This window comes from Acidovorax sp. SDU_ACID1, from assembly GCF_045291395.1.
Taxonomy (GTDB): domain Bacteria; phylum Pseudomonadota; class Gammaproteobacteria; order Burkholderiales; family Burkholderiaceae_C; genus MR-S7.
This window is the reverse complement of sequence record NZ_CP152342.1, coordinates 4,521,200-4,537,122: the sequence shown is the minus strand read 5'-3', so window position 1 is coordinate 4,537,122 and position 15,923 is coordinate 4,521,200. Positions and strand designations below refer to the sequence as shown.

The 15,923-nt window shown below is 72.2% G+C and carries 14 protein-coding genes; 7 read left to right on the top strand and 7 right to left on the bottom strand.

Translation table 11 applies throughout. From position 1 onward, the window contains the following. Position 1: 1 nt before the first annotated feature. The 6 genes from AAG689_RS22205 to AAG689_RS22180 form a co-directional block, all read right to left on the bottom strand. Positions 2–1,393 carry a sensor histidine kinase gene (locus AAG689_RS22205; RefSeq protein ID WP_406623809.1) on the bottom strand — a complete coding sequence of 464 codons (1,392 nt, stop codon included), beginning with the start codon at positions 1,391–1,393 and terminating at the stop codon, positions 2–4. Further along, positions 1,393–2,097 (bottom strand): response regulator transcription factor, encoded by a 705-nt coding sequence (locus AAG689_RS22200; protein ID WP_020227281.1) that lies wholly within the window; start codon positions 2,095–2,097, stop codon positions 1,393–1,395. The genes AAG689_RS22205 and AAG689_RS22200 overlap by 1 nt, the downstream gene beginning before the upstream one ends. 23 nt (positions 2,098–2,120) lie before the next feature. Then, complete coding sequence (locus tag AAG689_RS22195; RefSeq protein WP_406623808.1) at positions 2,121–3,299, bottom strand: TolC family protein; 1,179 nt, start codon at positions 3,297–3,299, stop codon at positions 2,121–2,123. Between the two features lie 112 nt (positions 3,300–3,411). After that, the gene (locus tag AAG689_RS22190; RefSeq protein WP_406623807.1) at positions 3,412–6,528 is read right to left on the bottom strand and encodes an efflux RND transporter permease subunit; all 3,117 of its coding nucleotides are present in this window, start codon (positions 6,526–6,528) and stop codon (positions 3,412–3,414) included. Between the two features lie 7 nt (positions 6,529–6,535). Next, positions 6,536–7,522: an efflux RND transporter periplasmic adaptor subunit gene (locus AAG689_RS22185; protein WP_406623806.1), complete on the bottom strand. Its 987-nt coding sequence runs from the start codon at positions 7,520–7,522 to the stop codon at positions 6,536–6,538. Between the two features lie 2 nt (positions 7,523–7,524). Next, entirely contained in the window at positions 7,525–7,719 is a 195-nt protein-coding gene (locus tag AAG689_RS22180; protein WP_406623805.1) for a hypothetical protein, read from the bottom strand. 389 nt (positions 7,720–8,108) lie between these two features. On the opposite strand from AAG689_RS22180, the gene AAG689_RS22175 reads away from it, so the two are divergent. After that, complete coding sequence (locus AAG689_RS22175; RefSeq protein ID WP_406623804.1) at positions 8,109–9,470, top strand: homoserine dehydrogenase; 1,362 nt, start codon at positions 8,109–8,111, stop codon at positions 9,468–9,470. A 59-nt stretch (positions 9,471–9,529) separates the two neighbouring features. Here AAG689_RS22175 and AAG689_RS22170 read toward each other — a convergent pair whose 3' ends face one another. Continuing rightward, on the bottom strand, positions 9,530–9,784 hold the full coding sequence (locus AAG689_RS22170; protein ID WP_406623803.1) for a hypothetical protein: 255 nt from the start codon (positions 9,782–9,784) through the stop codon (positions 9,530–9,532). Positions 9,785–9,940: 156 nt separating this feature from the next. Between AAG689_RS22170 and dinG the strand changes: the two genes are divergently transcribed. The 6 genes from dinG (at position 9,941) to AAG689_RS22140 (ending at position 15,792) form a co-directional block, all read left to right on the top strand. Further along, complete coding sequence (gene dinG, locus AAG689_RS22165; protein ID WP_406623802.1) at positions 9,941–12,115, top strand: ATP-dependent DNA helicase DinG; 2,175 nt, start codon at positions 9,941–9,943, stop codon at positions 12,113–12,115. A gap of 174 nt (positions 12,116–12,289) precedes the next feature. After that, positions 12,290–12,730 carry a pyridoxamine 5'-phosphate oxidase family protein gene (locus tag AAG689_RS22160; RefSeq protein ID WP_406626390.1) on the top strand — a complete coding sequence of 147 codons (441 nt, stop codon included), beginning with the start codon at positions 12,290–12,292 and terminating at the stop codon, positions 12,728–12,730. A gap of 38 nt (positions 12,731–12,768) precedes the next feature. Further along, positions 12,769–13,017 (top strand): hypothetical protein, encoded by a 249-nt coding sequence (locus AAG689_RS22155; RefSeq protein ID WP_034689991.1) that lies wholly within the window; start codon positions 12,769–12,771, stop codon positions 13,015–13,017. A gap of 64 nt (positions 13,018–13,081) precedes the next feature. Then, a complete protein-coding gene (locus tag AAG689_RS22150; protein WP_406623801.1) occupies positions 13,082–13,723 on the top strand; it encodes a PolC-type DNA polymerase III in 642 nt (213 codons plus the stop codon). 234 nt (positions 13,724–13,957) lie between these two features. After that, complete coding sequence (locus AAG689_RS22145; RefSeq protein ID WP_406623800.1) at positions 13,958–14,767, top strand: enoyl-CoA hydratase/isomerase family protein; 810 nt, start codon at positions 13,958–13,960, stop codon at positions 14,765–14,767. 41 nt (positions 14,768–14,808) lie between these two features. Beyond that, positions 14,809–15,792 carry a tripartite tricarboxylate transporter substrate binding protein gene (locus AAG689_RS22140; RefSeq protein ID WP_406623799.1) on the top strand — a complete coding sequence of 328 codons (984 nt, stop codon included), beginning with the start codon at positions 14,809–14,811 and terminating at the stop codon, positions 15,790–15,792. The last annotated feature ends 131 nt before the right edge of the window (positions 15,793–15,923 follow it).

Here is a 15,923-nt window from a genome sequence, read left to right as displayed (position 1 = left end):
TTCATGCAGGCGGCGGGGCCGGCAGCCAGATGCGCGCCTGCATGCCGGGGTGGGTGTTGGCGAATTCCAGGCGGCCGCCGTGCAGTTCCACGATGGCCCGCACGCTCGACAGCCCCAGGCCGTAGCCCTGCCCGTCCGTGCGGGCGCGGAAGAAGCGCGTGCCCAGCTGCTCCAGCGCCTGGGGCTCCACGCCGGGGCCATGGTCGCGCACGGTGACGGCGATGCCCGGGGCGCCGCCCGGGCCCTGCGCGGGAGCGGCGTGCAGGACGATGTCGGCACCGCGGCCGCCCTCCGGCGCGCGGCCGTACTTGATGGCGTTGTCGATCAGGTTGGCGATGGCGCTGGCCAGCAGGTCCGCGTCGCCCAGGGCGGCGGGCGCGTCCTGCACCTGGGCGCGCAGGCTGCCGCCGCTGTCTTCGAGCACGGGGGCGTAGAGGTCGGCCACGTCCAGCAGCAGGTCGCGCACCTCCACGCGGGCGAAGCGGGTGCGGCTGGTGCCGCTCTCCACTTCGGCGATCTGCAGCAGCTTGTCGAACACCACGCCCAGCTCCTCCACCTCGCGCGCCACGCGCGCGAGCGTGGCCGCCTGCTCCGCGGCCGGGGCCTGCTCGGCGCCGCGCAGCTGCAGCAGCATGCGCGTGAGCGGGGTGCGCAGGTTGTGCGCGATGGTGTTGGAGACGTGGCGTATGCCCTCCATCAGGTGCTCCAGCCGGTCGAGCATGCCGTTGATGTCGCGGCCCAGCAGGGTGAATTCGTCGTCGCGGCCGGCCACGGGGATGCGCTGGCGCAGGTCGCCCGCGGCGACGCGCGCCATGGTGCTGCGGATGTCGGCGGCGCGGTCGTCCACCACGCGGCGAAAGACCAGCGCGCCGACCACGGCCATGACCAGCGCGATGAAGGCCGCCATGAAGCTGGCGCGGCCGATCAGCTCCTCCATGTGGCGCTGGGCCTGCAGGTCGCTGCCCACGGCCAGCAGGCGGCCGCCGGGCAGCTCGGCCACGGCCACGCGGCCGGCGACGAGCGCGCCGGCGCGCCGCACCTTCACGTCGCGCACGCCCACGGTGCTCAGGCGGCGCGGCGGCCAGGGCGCGGCGTTGCCCAGCAGCACGTGGCCCTGGGCGTCGGTGAGCATGAGGATCTCGGTATCGGTGTTCACGCCGTCCTGCAGCATCCAGCGGATCTCGCCCTCCAGCGCCTCCTGGCCGTACTTGGCGCCGTGCTCCACCAGGCGGCGCAGGTGGTTCTCGGCCTGCCGGTCCATGCGCGCGCCGAGCACGCCCACGGTCTGCACGTAGAACACCGAGAGCACGATGGCCATGGTGAGCACCAGCAGGCCGCCGTAGTACAGGGCCAGGCGGAAGGCGACGGAGCTCCAGGGACGGGCGGCAGCCATCACGCGCCCTGGGGCAATGCCTGCGGCCGGTCGGTCAGGCTGTAGCCCACGCCGCGCACGGTGTGGATGAGCGGGGGCTCGAAGCCCTTGTCCACCTTGCCGCGCAGGCGGCTGATGTGCACGTCGATCACGTTGGTCTGCGGGTCGAACCGGTAGTCCCACACCGACTCGAGCAGCATGGTGCGCGTGACGATCTGGTGCGCGTGCTGCGCCAGGAAGGCCAGCAGGCGGAACTCGCGCGGCTGCAGGGCCAGCGGCTGGCCGGCGCGCTCGGCGCTGCGGCTCATGAGGTTCAGGCGCAGGTCGGCCACGCGCATCTCGCGCTCGGGCGCGGGGATGCGCGCGCGGCGCACCAGCGCCTCCAGCCGGGCGGAGAGTTCGGAGAAGGCGAAGGGCTTGGTCAGGTAGTCGTCGCAGCCGGCCTTGAGGCCGCGCACGCGCTCGTCGGTGGCCGACAGCGCGCTGAGCACCAGCACCGGCGTCTGCCGGCCCATCGCGCGCAGGGTCTGCAGGATCTGCAGGCCGTCGAAGCCGCCTTCGAGCATGCGGTCGAGGATGATCACGTCCCACTGCTCGCCCACGGCCAGGGCGATGCCCTGCACGCCGTCGCCGCACACCGCCACCTGCGCGCCCTGCTGGCGCAGGCCGTCAGCGATGTAGCGCGCGTTGAGCGCGTCGTCTTCGATGATGAGGTAGCGGTACATGCCGCCCCGAGTATCCGGCAGGTTCAGGGCTCCACGGCCGGAAGGTTGCCTGTGGCCACGCGCAGCTGCCATTCGGCATCCAGCATGTCCTTGACCAGCTCCAGGTGCTCCAGCCGGTGCTCGGCAATCGACCCGAGCGCGTCGATCAGCTCCAGGATGCCGCCCTGGCCCAGCTTGTAGGCGTCCTGCGCCATCTGGTGCAGCGGGGCGACGCGGGACAGGCCTTCCTTTTCGTAGGCGAGCACGCTGGCGCGCTTGAGCTGCACCTGCTGCAGGGCCAGGCGCAGGCTGGATTGCGCGGCAAGCACGGCGGCATCGAGGCGCAGCGCGGCCTGGTCGGCCTCGACCAGCGCGCGGTCGATGGCGCCCTGGTGGCGGTCGAACAGCGGTATTTCCACCGACACGCCCCACTGGGTGTAGTTGCCGTCGTTGCGGTTGCGCACGCGCGCCACGCCCACGCTGGGTGTAGGCAGGGCCTCGCGGCGCGCCAGCGCGACCTTCTGGCGCGCCTGGTCCAGGTCGGCCTGGGCGGCACGCACGGCGGACAGGCGCGCGCCGGCCTCGTGCCAGAGCAGTTCGAAGTCCTGCGCCTGCGCGGCGGGGCCCGCCTGCAGGCTGCCTTCGGCACGCGGCGCCCAGGCGGGCAGCGCGGCCAGGGCGGCGGCGCGGGTGGCGGCCTCCTGCGCGGCGGCGTCGGCCTTGGCGACCTGCATGGCCATCTGGGCCTGGCGCAGGTCCAGGCGCGCGCCGTCGTAGCGGCTGCGCGCACCGGCCTCGATCTGCCCGCGCACGATGCGGCCGGCACGCTCCAGCTCCTGCGACGCCTCTTGCCACACCTGCAGGCGGCGCTGGGCCACGAGCAGCTCGTTGAAGGCGTGGGCGGCCTCGTCCAGCGCGGAGGTGACGGCCGCCTGCGCATGGGCCGCCGCGGCCGCCTCGCCCCGGCGCGCGTTCTCGATGCGCGCGCCGCGCTGGCCAAAGATCGGCAGCGGCTGGTCGATGCTCCACTGCCGCTCGCTGGGCTGGCGCGAATAGCCCACGGTGGGGTTGGGGAAGGCGCGCGCGCCGCGCGTGTCGGCGCGGGCCGCCTCCACCTGGAGCTGCTCGGCCGCCAGCGCGGGCTGGTTGCGCGCCACCAGGCGCAGGTATTCCTCCAGCGTCACGGGCTGCGCGGGCGCAGGCGCGGCAGGGGCTGCGGCCACGGCCTGCGCGCAGCACAGCAGCGCGGCGCCTGCCAATTGAAGCCAAATCGACCTCCAGCGCTTACCAGACAAGCGCAAGCAGCTATCAAAACAGGAGTTTTCGTGCCGCATGTCAGGCCTCTCCATCGGGGAGTTCATCGAGTTCTTCCTGGGTCTTCATGGTCTTGGGGCCCAGCAGCACGTAGAGCACCGGCAGCAGCACCAGGGCCACGAGCGGCAGCACGACCATGCCGCCGACGATGACCGAGGCGAAGGGCCGCTGCGTCTCGCTGCCCACGCCGGTGGACAGGGCCATGGGCAGCAGCCCCAGCAGGGCCAGCAGCGCCACGAGCACGATGGAGCGCATGCGCTCGGCCGTGCCGGCCACCAGCGCCTGCAGCATCGGCACGCCCTGGCGGCGCAGTTCCTCGACGGCCGACACCACCAGCAGCCCCGCCAGCGCCACCTGCCCCAGCAGGGCGATGAAGCCGATGGCCGCGCTGATGGACAGCTCGATGTGCGCCAGGTGCAGCGCGGCGATGCCGCCCACCATGGCGAACGGCGCGCACAGCAGGATCACGCCGGCGCTGCGCGCCTGGCCCAGCGCGCCGAAGAGCAGCGCATAGACCACCAGCAGCGACAGCGGCACCACCACCTTCAGCCGCGCGGCGGCGCGCTGCTGGTTCTCCCACTCGCCGCCCCAGATGGCCTGGTAGCCGTCGGGCACCTGCACCTTGTCCTTGAAGGCGGCCAGCGTGTCCTTGACCACGGAGCCGATGTCGCGCCCTTCCACGTTGAACTTGAGCGCCATGTAGCGCGCGTTGCCCTCGCGGAAGATGGAGGAGTTGCCGATCTGGATGCCCACGCTGCCCACGGCGTGCAGCGGCACCGAGCCGCCCGAGGGCAGCGGGATGGCGATCTGGCGCACCTGCTCCTCGTCCATCCGGTCGGCGTAGGGCAGGCGCACGCGCACGGGCACGGGGTATTCGCCCTCCCACAGCGTGGTGGCCACGTCGCCGGCCAGCGCGCCGGCCAGGGTCTTCTGCGCGGTTTCCATGGCGATGCCGTGGCGCGCCAGGGCCTGGCGGTCGAACTCCACGTGCACCTGCGGCGCGGGCGCGTCGCGGTACAGGCCCAGGTCCACCACGCCGTCGATGTCCTTCACCGCCGCCACGGTCTGCTCCAGCACGGCGCGCAGCTGCGGGATCTCGGGGCCGAAGACCTTGAGCACCACCTGCCCGCGCGCGCCGGAGGTGGACTCCTCCACGCTGTCGCGGATGGGCTGGGCGAAGTTGAAGGACACGCCAGGGATCTCGCCCAGCGTGGCGCGCATCTGCTCGATGAGGCCGGGCTTGTCCAGCCCCGCGCGCCACTGGCCGTGGGGCTTGAGGCGCACCAGCACCTTGGCCAGGTTCAGCGTCTCGTTGTCGGTGCCCGACTCGGGGCGGCCCTGCTCGGAGGTGACGGAGATCACCTCGGGGAACACCTTGAGCCGCGCGCGCACGTCGCGCAGCACCTCCTGCCCCTTTTCCAGCGAGATGGAGGCTGGCATCTGCACCAGCACGTAGGCGTCGCCCTCGTCCAGCTCGGGCAGGAACTCGGTGCCCAGGAACCTGGCCCAGATGCCGCCGCCCGCCAGCACGGCCAGCGACACCAGCAGCACCATCGCGCGCTTGCGGCCTGCCCCCAGCACGGCGCCGATCCAGTGCCGGTAGCCGTGCTCGGCGCGCTCGAACACCTGGGGCTCTTCCACCATCACGTGCCTGGGCTTGAGCAGCAGCGCGCACAGCGCCGGCACCAGGCCCATGGCGAACACCAGCGCGCCCAGCAGCGCGAAGCTGTAGGTCATGGCCAGGGGCCGGAAGATGCGGCCCTCGATGCTCTGCAGCGAGAACACCGGGATCAGCGCCGCGATCACGATGGCCATGGCGAACAGCGTCGGCTTGGCCACGGCCACGGCCGAGTCCACGATGATGTGGCGCATGTCCACCGCGTTCTGGGGCTTGCGCAGGCGCGCGTTGCGGATGATGTTCTCGGCCAGCACCACGGCGCCGTCCACCATGATGCCGAAGTCGATCGCGCCCATCGAGATGAGGTTGGCCGGCATGCCCAGCCAGTGCAGCCCGATGAAGGCCGCCAGCAGCGACAGCGGGATCACCGTGGCCACGATCAGCGAGCCGCGCAGGCTGCGCAGGAACAGCCACAGCACGGCCACGATGAGCGTGGCGCCGAACAGCAGGTTGTGCTGCACGGTGGCCAGGGTGTGGCCCACGAGGTCGGAGCGGTCGTAGTTGGTGGTCATGCGCATGCCCTCGGGCAGGCCGCCGCCGTTGAGCGCGTCCACCTTCTCGTGGATCGCGTCGAGCACCTCCGAGGGATTCTCGCCGCGCTTGAGCAGCACGATGCCCTGCACCACGTCGTCGTGCTCGTCCATGCCCACCGAGCCCTGGCGCGGCGTGTGCGACTGCAGCACGCGCGCCACGTCGCCCACGGTGACGGGCGCGCCGCCGCGCATGGCCACCACCACGCCCTGGATGTCCTGCGGCGAGCGCAGCAAGCCGATGCCGCGGATGATGAGCGACTGCTCGCCCCGGCGCATCAGGCCGCCGCCCACGTTGCGGTTGGACTGGGCGATGGCCTGGCTCACGTCCTCCAGCGTCAGGCCCATGGCGTAGAGCTTGTCGGGGTCGGCCTCGATGTGGAATTCCTTCACGAAGCCGCCGATGCTCACCACGTCGGCCACGCCCTGCACCTGCTTGAGCACACGCACCACGCGCCACTCCTGCGCGGTGCGCAGCTCGGCCAGGGTGTGGCGGTCGCTGTGCAGGCGGTAGTAGAAGATCTTGCCCAGCGGCGTGTAGTCGGGCGCCATCTCTGGCGTCACGCCGGGCGGCAGGTCGGCCTGGGGCAGGCGCTGCGAGACCTCGGCGCGCGCCTTGAAGCTCTGCGCGTCGTCGTTGAAGACGAGGTTGACCATCGACAGGCCGAAGTAGCTCTCCGAGCGCAGCGAGACCAGGCCCGGCGTGCCGTTGAGCTCGCGCTCCAGCGGCTGGGTGATCTGGCGCTCGACCTCCTCGGGCGCGAGGCCGGGCGCCTGGGCGATCACGCCCACCTGCACGTTGGTCACGTCAGGATAGGCCTCGATGGCCGTATGCAGGTACGAATACACGCCGTACAGCGCGATGCCCAGCGTGGCGCACAGCGCCAGCAAGCGCCGGTGCACCACGAACGAAATCATGGAATGCAGCATGAACGGCTCACAGAAGCTGGCTGGCGGCGCCATCGAGCAGCAGCCCGCCGCGCACCACGATCCGGTCGCCCGGCTGCAGGCCGGAGACCACGGGCACCATGCCGCGCACGGGACGGCCCAGCGTGACGGCGCGCGCCTCGAACGCGGCACCGCCCGCACCTTCGCCCGCACCTTCGCTCTTTTGCACGAAGACCACGCTGCGGCTCTCGTCCTTGATGAGCACCGCCGTGATGGGGATCAGCATCTCGCCCTGGCCGGACACCTGCACGCCCACGCGCGCCTGCATGCCGGGGCGCAACGCGGGGTGCTGTGCGTCCAGCGCCACCACCACGGTGGCGCGGCGCGACTCCTTGTCGAGCGTCGCGCCCAGGTACTGCACCTTGCCCTTGAGCGGCTGCGGCAGCTGCGGCACCACCACCTGCACGGGGTTGCCCTTGCGGATGCCGGGCAGCGCGGACTCGAACACCTCGGCCACCACGCCCAGGCCCTGCGGGTCGCCCACCGAGAACAGCTCCGCGCCCGCCTCCACCGCGGCGCCGGGAACGGCCTTGCGCTCGGCCACCACGCCGGCGCGCGGCGCGCGCACCACCACGCGGTCGCCGTCGCCGCCACCCAACAGCTGCGCCGCGCCCTGCGCGCGCGCCAGCTCCTGCGCGGCCTCGCGCAGCCTGGCCTGGGCGGCGCGCAGCTCCACGTCCACGCCCACGCCCTTGTCCACCATGGTCTGCTGGCGCTGCGCCTCCGCGGCCGCCACGTCGCGCGCCGAGCGGGCGGCGGCCACCTCGTGGCGCACGCGCAGCGCGTCGGCGCTGACCAGCACGGCCAGCACGTCGCCGGCCTTCACCTCGTCGCCCACGTGGGCCTGCACGGTCTGCACGCGCGCCGCCACGGGCACGGACACGGCCGCCATGCGGTCCTCCATGAACGCCACGCGCGCCGGCGCCCAGGCCGTCTGCGCGCCCTGGGGATCCGCCACGGGCTGGATGTCCAGCATCTTCAGCGACGCACCCTGCAGCCGCACCAGGCCGTCGGCCGGCGGCGCGCTGGCCGGGGGGCCACGGCCTCGTTCGCGCCGGACAGCCCGCACCCCGCCGCCACCACCGCCGCGGCCACGGCCGCCACGACACCCATCCATCGCCCGGCAGCCCGGGGTTGCAGCTTGCGCGCGTTCATCGCGTTCCCTTTCGACATTCGACGCGCGCATCCTAGGAACGCGCGCCCCGCCTGCGGGTGACGCTTTCATTACCATTCGGTAAGCCTGGACCGGAAGGCCTGCAGCGCTTTACTATCAAGCGCAGAAAGCTATGAAAACAGGAGCGACCTAGCCTGCGCTACACTGCAGCCCATGTCGCGCCTGTCCCCCTGCCGCACCGCCACCGCCGCCCGCCCGGGCCGCGCACCGGCCTGCGTGCGGCCGCTGCCAGGCGCATCCATGATTACCACCATGACCACCGCGGCTACCTAGCGCACGCGGGGTGGCCGTACCGGCGGCCACCTGGTGTCTCTTCCCTCCGAACGAAACCCAGCCCAGGCCGCTGGGTTTTTTCATTGGCTTGACCGCCTTGTTTGGAGAGTGAACCATGTTCGTAGAACCCTCGCCGGCCCTTTCACCCGCCGCGTGCGCGCACGCCCCGGCCCAGCCCCCTGCCCTGCGCGTGGGCCTCATCGGCACCGGCACCGTGGGCGGCGGCGTGTGGCGGCTGCTGCGGCGCAACCAGACGCTGATCGCCGCGCGCGCGGGGCGCGGCATCGAGATCGTGGCCGTGGCCGCGCGCAGCCCGGCCCGCGCCGCCGTGCTGCTGGGCGAAGCGCCCGGCGTGCGCCTGCTGGCCGACCCGCTGCAGCTCGCCGCCGACCCCGGCGTGGACGTGCTGCTGGAGCTGGCGGGCGGCATCGAGGCCCCGCGCGCCTGGGCGCTGGCCGCACTGGCCCACGGCAAGCATGTGGTGACCGCCAACAAGGCCCTGCTGGCCGAGCACGGCGAGGCGCTGGCCGCCGCCGCCGCGCGCCACGGCCGCGTGCTGGCCTACGAGGCGGCGGTGGCGGGCGGCCTGCCCGTCGTGAAGGCGCTGCGCGAGGGCCTGGCCGCCAACCGGGTCGAGGCGCTGGCCGGCATCCTGAACGGCACCAGCAACTACATCCTCACGCGCATGCAGGCCGACGGCCTGGGCTTCGCCGCCGCGCTGACCGAGGCCCAGGCCCTGGGCTATGCCGAGGCCGATCCGGCCTTCGACGTGGACGGCGTGGACGCCGCCCACAAGCTCGCCCTGCTGGCCGCCAACGCCTTCGGCCTGCCCGTGCAGCCCGGTGCGGTGCACGTGGAGGGCATCCGCGCGCTGCAGCACGGCGACGTGGCCGCCGCCGCGCAGTGGGGCTATGCCGTGAAGCTGCTGGCGCTGGCACGCCGCGGGCCCACCGAGGACGGCGCCGCCGTGGAGCTGCGCGTGCACCCTGCCCTGCTGCCGGTCGGCCACCCGCTGGCCCAGGTGCACGGCGTGTCGAACGGCCTGCTGGTGCACGGCGATGCCACCGGCCCCCTCTTCTTCAGCGGCGCAGGCGCGGGTGCGCAGCCCACGGCCAGCGCCGTGGTGGCCGACCTGGTGGATCTGGCGCGGCGGCCCGAGGGCATGGCCTGCCTGCCCGCACTGGGCCCCCGCGCCGCCACGCCACCCCGGGTGCTGCCCCTGGCGCAGGTGCGCACACAGCACTTCCTGCGCCTACTGCCGGGCACGGCGCTCTGCGAGGCCCAGGTGCTGCGCGCGCTCGCGCACGAGGGGCTCGCCGTGCAGCGCCGCGCCTGGGGCCCCGCCCAGGCGCCGGGCGGCGCACCCACGCTCGCGCTGCTCACCGCCCCGGCGCCCGACGGCGTGGCCGCGCGCGCGGCCGAGCGGCTGCAGCAGCACACGGGTGCGCTGGTGCGGCGCCTGCGGGTGGAAGAGTGAGAGCCAAAAACGCCTCCAGCGCTTGCCCAGTAAGCGCTATCAGCTACCGCTTTGATAGCTCAGCGCTTGAGCTTGCGGTAGGCCTCGCCCGCGGAAGGCCCGCGGTCCGTGTCCTGCAGGCCGCGCTCCAGGTCGTCGTAGGCCTGCTTCACGACCGGGTCGCGTTTCTCGTCCGTCATGTCCACCGACTGGTCGCGCTCATGGGGCAGCAGCGGGGCCGGGGGCTCGGCGGCCTGGGCGGGCTGCCCGGGGGGATGGCGAAGGTCCACGCCGCGCTGGCGCGTGCGCTCGGAAGACGGGGAAGGTGCTGGCATGGCGGTACCTCGTGCAACGGTATGGCCCCATGCTAGGCCGGCACCCGCGGGCACCGCGTAGGCCGGAGCCGCCGGCCGCCATCGGACGCGCGGCGCGGCGATCCGTTACCATGGCTGGATGAAAGTACAGTGCTCTGCCCCCCGTTCCTGAATTCCATGTCCGCGCAAGAATGGGCCGCGCAGGCCCTGCAATCGTTCGAGGCGGCGGTGCAGTCCACCGCCGGCTTCCGCCCACGCGAGGGCCAGCGGCGCATGGCCGAGCAGGTGGCGCAGACCTTCGCCCAGGCGCAGTTCGGCAAGCTTCAAGATGAGGACGACGAGCCCCAGCGCGCCATCGCCGTCGTGCAGGCCGGCACGGGCGTGGGCAAGTCGCTGGCCTACAGCGCTCCGGCCATCGCCATGGCGCTGGCGCGCGGCACGCGGGTGCTGATCTCCACCGCCACGGTGGCGCTGCAGGAGCAGTTGGTGCACAAGGACCTGCCGCAGCTCGCCGCACGCATGGAGCAGCCCCTGCGCTTCGCACTGGCCAAGGGGCGCGGGCGCTACGTGTGCAAGCTCAAGCTGGAGCGCCTGGCCGGCGGCGCGGCGGCCGGCGAGGACGGCGTGGAGGACGACGACCTGTTCCCCGACGAGGAGGCCGAGCGGCGCAGCCAGCGCCCGCGCCACGAATCCGAGGCGCGCATGAAGTTCTACGCCACCATGGCCGACGCGCTAGCCACCGGCGGCTGGGACGGCGACCGCGACACGCTGGCGACGCCCCCCGAGCCCGAGGCCTGGGGCCCCGTGGCGGCCGAGGCCAACTCCTGCACCGGCAAGCACTGTCCCCTGTTCAGCCGCTGCACCTACTACGACCGCCGCAAGGAGCTGGTGGCGGCGCAGGTCATCGTGGCCAACCACGACCTGCTGCTGTCGTCCATCGGCGCGCGGCTGCTGCCCGAGCTGGACAACTGCCTGCTGGTCATCGACGAAGCCCACCATCTGCCCGCCACGGCGCTCGACCAGTTCGCCTGCGAGGCCGACCTGTCGCGCCTGACCTGGATCGACCGCCTGGCCAGCCGCGCGCTGCGCATCGGCCAGCTGGTGGAGGTGGAGGAGATCGCCGACATCCCCAACCACGCCGCGCGCCTGCGCGCCGCGCTGCAGGACGCGGCCCGGCTGGTGATGGACGTGTACGGCGAGCAGCTGCGCGCGCCCGCGCGCCGCGCGTTCAACGCCGCCGCGCCCACGCGCGCCCGCGTGCCCGGCGGCGTGCTGCCCGAGGCGCTGACCGAGCCCTTCGCCCAGGCCGCCCACCATGCCGACGGCTTTCTGGCCGCGCTGCGCGCCATCTCCAAGGCGCTGCGCAGCGAGATGCGCGACAAGCCCGACGAGGCGCGCCGCCTGTCCCAGCTCTACGCGCAGATCGGCGCGCTGGCCCCGCGCCTGGAGGGCCTGCACGCCGCCGCGCAGCTGCTGCTGCAGGACACGCCCGAAGGCGCGGCGCCCGCCGCCAAGTGGTTCACGCTGGAGGCGGACGGCGACTTCATCGCCCTGCGCGCCCACGCCAGCCCGGTGCTGCCCGGCAGCGCGCTGCGCCACCACCTGTGGTCAGCCGTGCGCGGCGCGGTGCTCACCTCGGCCACGCTCACGAGCTGCGGGCAGTTCGACTTCTTCCTGCGCGAAAGCGGCCTGTGGGGCGACGAGGCCGTCGCCACGCTGGCAGTTCCCAGCCCGTTCGACTACGCGCTGCAGGGCACGCTGGTGGCCAGCGAAACCCGCGCCGAGCCGCGCGACGCCCAGGCCTTCACGGCCGAGATGGTCGATGCGCTGCTGTGCGACCTGGCCCAGGTGGAAGCCGGCGCGCTGGTGCTCTTCACCTCGCGCGAGCAGATGCGCCAGGCCGTGGACCTGCTGCCCACCGCCATGCGCGCCAGCGTGCTGGTGCAGGGCACCCTGCCCCGCCCGCAGCTGCTGGCGCGCCACCGCGAGCGCGTGGCCGAAGGGTTGCCGTCCATCATCTTCGGCATGCAGTCCTTCGGCGAGGGACTGGACCTGCCGGGCGCGCTGTGCGAGTCGCTCTTCGTCACCAAGCTGCCCTTCGCCCCGCCCGACGACCCCGTGGGCGAGGCCCGCGCCGAATGGCTGCGCGGCGCGGGGCGCGACCCGTTCAGCGAACTCGTCGTGCCCGCCACCGCCATCCGCCTCGCCCAATGGGTGGGCCGCGCCATCCGCACCGAGGAAGACCGGGCGCGCGTCTATTGCTACGACAAGCGCCTGGTGCGCACGGGCTACGGCCAGCGGCTGCTCAAGGGCCTGCCGCCGTTCACGCTGGAGCGGCGCGCGGCCTTGTAGGGCCGCCTGGGCTGTGGGACAAACGCCACGCTCCCATGGGTCCCGGGCCGACACGGCGCACGCGGCAGGTTGCCTAGAGTGAAGGCAACCCCTTCCTTCGGAGAGACCGCCCATGCCCGACCACCCCCCGCCCACGAAACCCTGTGGAAACTCATCAAGGACATCCGCTTCGGCATGCTCGTGCACCGCACGGCTTCCGGCATGCTGCACGCGCACCCGCTGACCACGCAGAACCGCGGCATCGACGAGGGTGCGGATCTGTACTTCTTCATCTCCCAATCCAGCGAGCTGCATGAACGCCTGCTGGCCGATGGCGAGGTGAACGTGTCCTATGCCGATCCGGAAGACGACAGCTATGTCTCGCTCTCCGGCCAGGCACGGTTCCTGGACCAGCCTGCACGCAAGGAGGCCCTGTGGTCCTCCATGGCCAAGGCCTGGTTTCCCGGCGGTCCTACCGACCCCGACCTGGCGCTGCTGGCCGTGCGCATCCGCCACGCCGAATACTGGGACGTGAAGGAAAGCAAGATGGTGCAGTTGTTCAAGATGGCCAAGGCCGCCGTCACCGGCGAGCCTCCGCGCCAGCTGGGCGAGCACAAGGAACTGACGCTGCCGTGACCGGCGGCATTCCCCAACCCAACGCACAGGAGGCTTCCATGAACCGCAAGGACCAGCACAGCGACAGGGACGACAGCCAGAACGACGCCAGCGCCCAGGGCTCGGGCAAGGTCGCCCAGGCCCACAACAGCGCGGGCGACAAGCCTGCCACCCAGCTCCACCAGGGCCGCCGCACGCCCGAAAGCCGCGGCGACCGCGATGCGCACGTGGGCAGCGGCAACCAGATGCAGTCCCGGCAAGGGGCTGCCGGCAGCAGCAGCGGAGGCGGAAGCCGGGGCGCCGGATAACCGGCAGCGCAGGCAGGCGGTGGCGTGGGGAGACAATCCCCGCTTGCCACTCTTTCCTGCCTCCATGCCTCCCATCGCCGTCATCGACTTCGAAACCACCGGCATGGCCCCAGCCCAGGGGTCGCGCGCCACCGAAGTGGCCATCGTGCTGATCGAGGGCGAGCGCGTGGTGGACCGCTTCTCCAGCCTCATGAAGACGGGCGCGTGGATACCGCCCTTCATCACCCAGCTCACCGGCATCACCAACGCCATGGTGGCCGCCGCCCCGCCCGCCGACGAAGTGATGCGCGAGGCCGCGCGCTTCGTGGGCAATGCCCCCATGGTGGCGCACAACGCCGCGTTCGACAGCAAGTTCTGGCAGTCCGAGCTGCGCCACGCGGGGCTGGAAGCCACCCAGCCTCACGCCGCCCATCCCTTCGCCTGCACCGTGCTGCTCTCGCGCCGCGTCTACCCCGATGCGCCCAGCCACAAGCTGGGTAACCTGATCGACCACCTGGGCCTGCCGCGCGCGGGCCGCGCCCACCGCGCACTGGCCGACGCCGAGATGGCCGCCGCCCTGCTCGTGCGCCTGCAGCACGACCTGGGCCAGCGCTTCGGCCTGGGCTGGCCCGGCCATGCGTTGCTCATGCAGTTGCAGCGCTGTGCGCGCCCGGCCGTGGAGCGCCTGCTGCGCCAGCACGCGCTGGCCGTCGCGCCGGCGGTGTGATTCCTGAATTGATAGCTGCTCGCGCTTGCTGCACAAGCGCTGGAGGCCGATTTGGTCCCATATTTCGGGCCTGTCATGTCCGCGGCGCAGACAGATTGCCCGCAGTGCAGCGGCTCCGAGGACACCAGCGCGGGAAAATGCCTTGAAAATCAACGCTCTTTCCTCTGGCCTGCTCCTTGCAAGAAGGGGTTTGCACGCCGCATCCGGACGGCGTGAGGCACAAGGAGACATTGAATGGCTACAGAACTCGTCAGCACGGAGCGGCACGGAGCGGTGCTGGCCGTCACCCTCAACAGCCCCGACACCCGCAACTCGCTGACCCTGGAGCTGCGCGAACAGCTGGGCGCGGCCATCGCGCTGGCCGAGCGCGACCGCAGCGTGCGCAGCGTGTTCCTGTCGGGCGCGGGCTCGTCGTTCTGCTCGGGCGGCGATTTCAAGATGCTGCAGCAGGCCAGCACCCCCTGGCCGGTGCACCGGCGCTTCCGCCAGTACAGCCGCTGGCTCACGCCGCTGACCATGCTGGAAAAGCCCGTGGTGGTGGGCGTGCACGGCTACGCGGTGGGTGGCGGCATGGGCCTGGCGCTCACGGGCGACATGCTCATCGCGGGGGAGAGCACCCAGTTCGTCGCAGGCTTCTTCCGCCTGGGCGCGGTGCCCGACATCGGGGTGATGTACCAGCTACCGCGCCTCATCGGCATGGCGCGCGCGAAGAACTTCCTCTTCGGCGGCGACACCCTGAACGCGCAGGAGGCGCTGGAGCTGGGCCTCGTGCGCAAAGTCGTGCCCGACGGCCAGCTGCGCGCCGCGGGGCTGGAAGAGGCGCAGCGCCTGGCGAGCGGGCCGGCCGAGGTCATGGGCCTGGCCAAGATGCTGATGGCGCGCAGCTTCGAGCATTCGCTGGAGCAGATGTTCACCTACGAGGGGCTGGGGCAGGCGCTCGCCATGTCGAGCGCCGAGTTCGGCGAGGGCTTCCATGCGGCGCTGGAAAAGCGCAGCCCCGACTTCGCCGCGGCCGCGGCCCGCGCCGCCGAGGCGGGCCAGTGACCACCGCACCGCGCCCCCTCGAAACACACAGGAGACCGACCGTGAAAACGATTCAGAAACTCACCGCGGCGCTGCTGTCCTCGCTGGCCCTGGCCGTAGCGAGCACCAGCGCCGCTGCCGCCAGCGACTACCCCAGCCGCCCCATCCGCCTCATCAGTCCCTACGCGGCGGGGGGCCTCACCGACGTGCTTGCGCGGATGCTCTCCAAGCGCCTGTCGGAGCGCCTGGGCCAGCCCGTGGTGGTGGACAACCGCGCCGGTGCGGGCGGCGTGATCGGCGTGGAGGCAGCGGCCAAGGCGGCGCCCGACGGCTACACCATCGTGCTCGTGGGCCAGGGGCTGGCGAGCGTCAATGCGAGCCTGTACAAAAACCTGCCCTACGACACGGTGCGCGACTTCGCGCCGGTCACGATGATCGCGACGTTCCCGATGGTCTTCGTGTCCAAGCCCGATGCGCCGCCCGCCTCGATCGCCGAACTCATCGCCATGGCCAAGGCCAGGCCGGGCACGCTGAACTACGGCTCCGCCGGCAACGCGTCCACGGCCCACCTCATGACGGAGCTGTTCAAGGAGCAGGTCGGCATCGACATCACGCATATCCCCTACCGCGGCGAATCGCAGGCGTTCACCGAGCTGATGGGCGGGCGCCTCTCGGGCATGTTCGCCACGCTGGGCGGCACGCTGCCGCTGGTGCAGTCAGGCAAGCTGCGCGCGCTCGCCATCGCCACCAAGGAGCGCAGCAAGCTGCTGCCCAACGTGCCCACGGTGTCCGAAACCGGCGTTCCGGGTTTCGAGGTCGTCGGCTGGTATGGCGTGCTGGCGCCGGCCCAGACGCCCAAACCCATCCTCGAGCGCCTGAACAAGGAGTTCACCGAGATGGCCCGCGAGCCGGAGTTCCGCGAGCAGATGACTTCGCGCGGACTGGATGCGGTGGGCAGCTCGCCCGAGGAGCTTGGCAAGATGATCGCGTCGGAGACCGAGCGCTGGCGCGCCGTGGTCCACAAGGCGAACATCCGCGCGGACTGAAAAAGAAGAGGCCCCCGGGGCCTCTTTTTCATTGAGCGGAGTCTTTCTTCCTGCGCAGCCGCTGCAGCTGCATCAGCATCCGGTCGCGCCAGCGCACGCGGTCGGCCCAGCGCTCCAGCGGCACCAGGGCG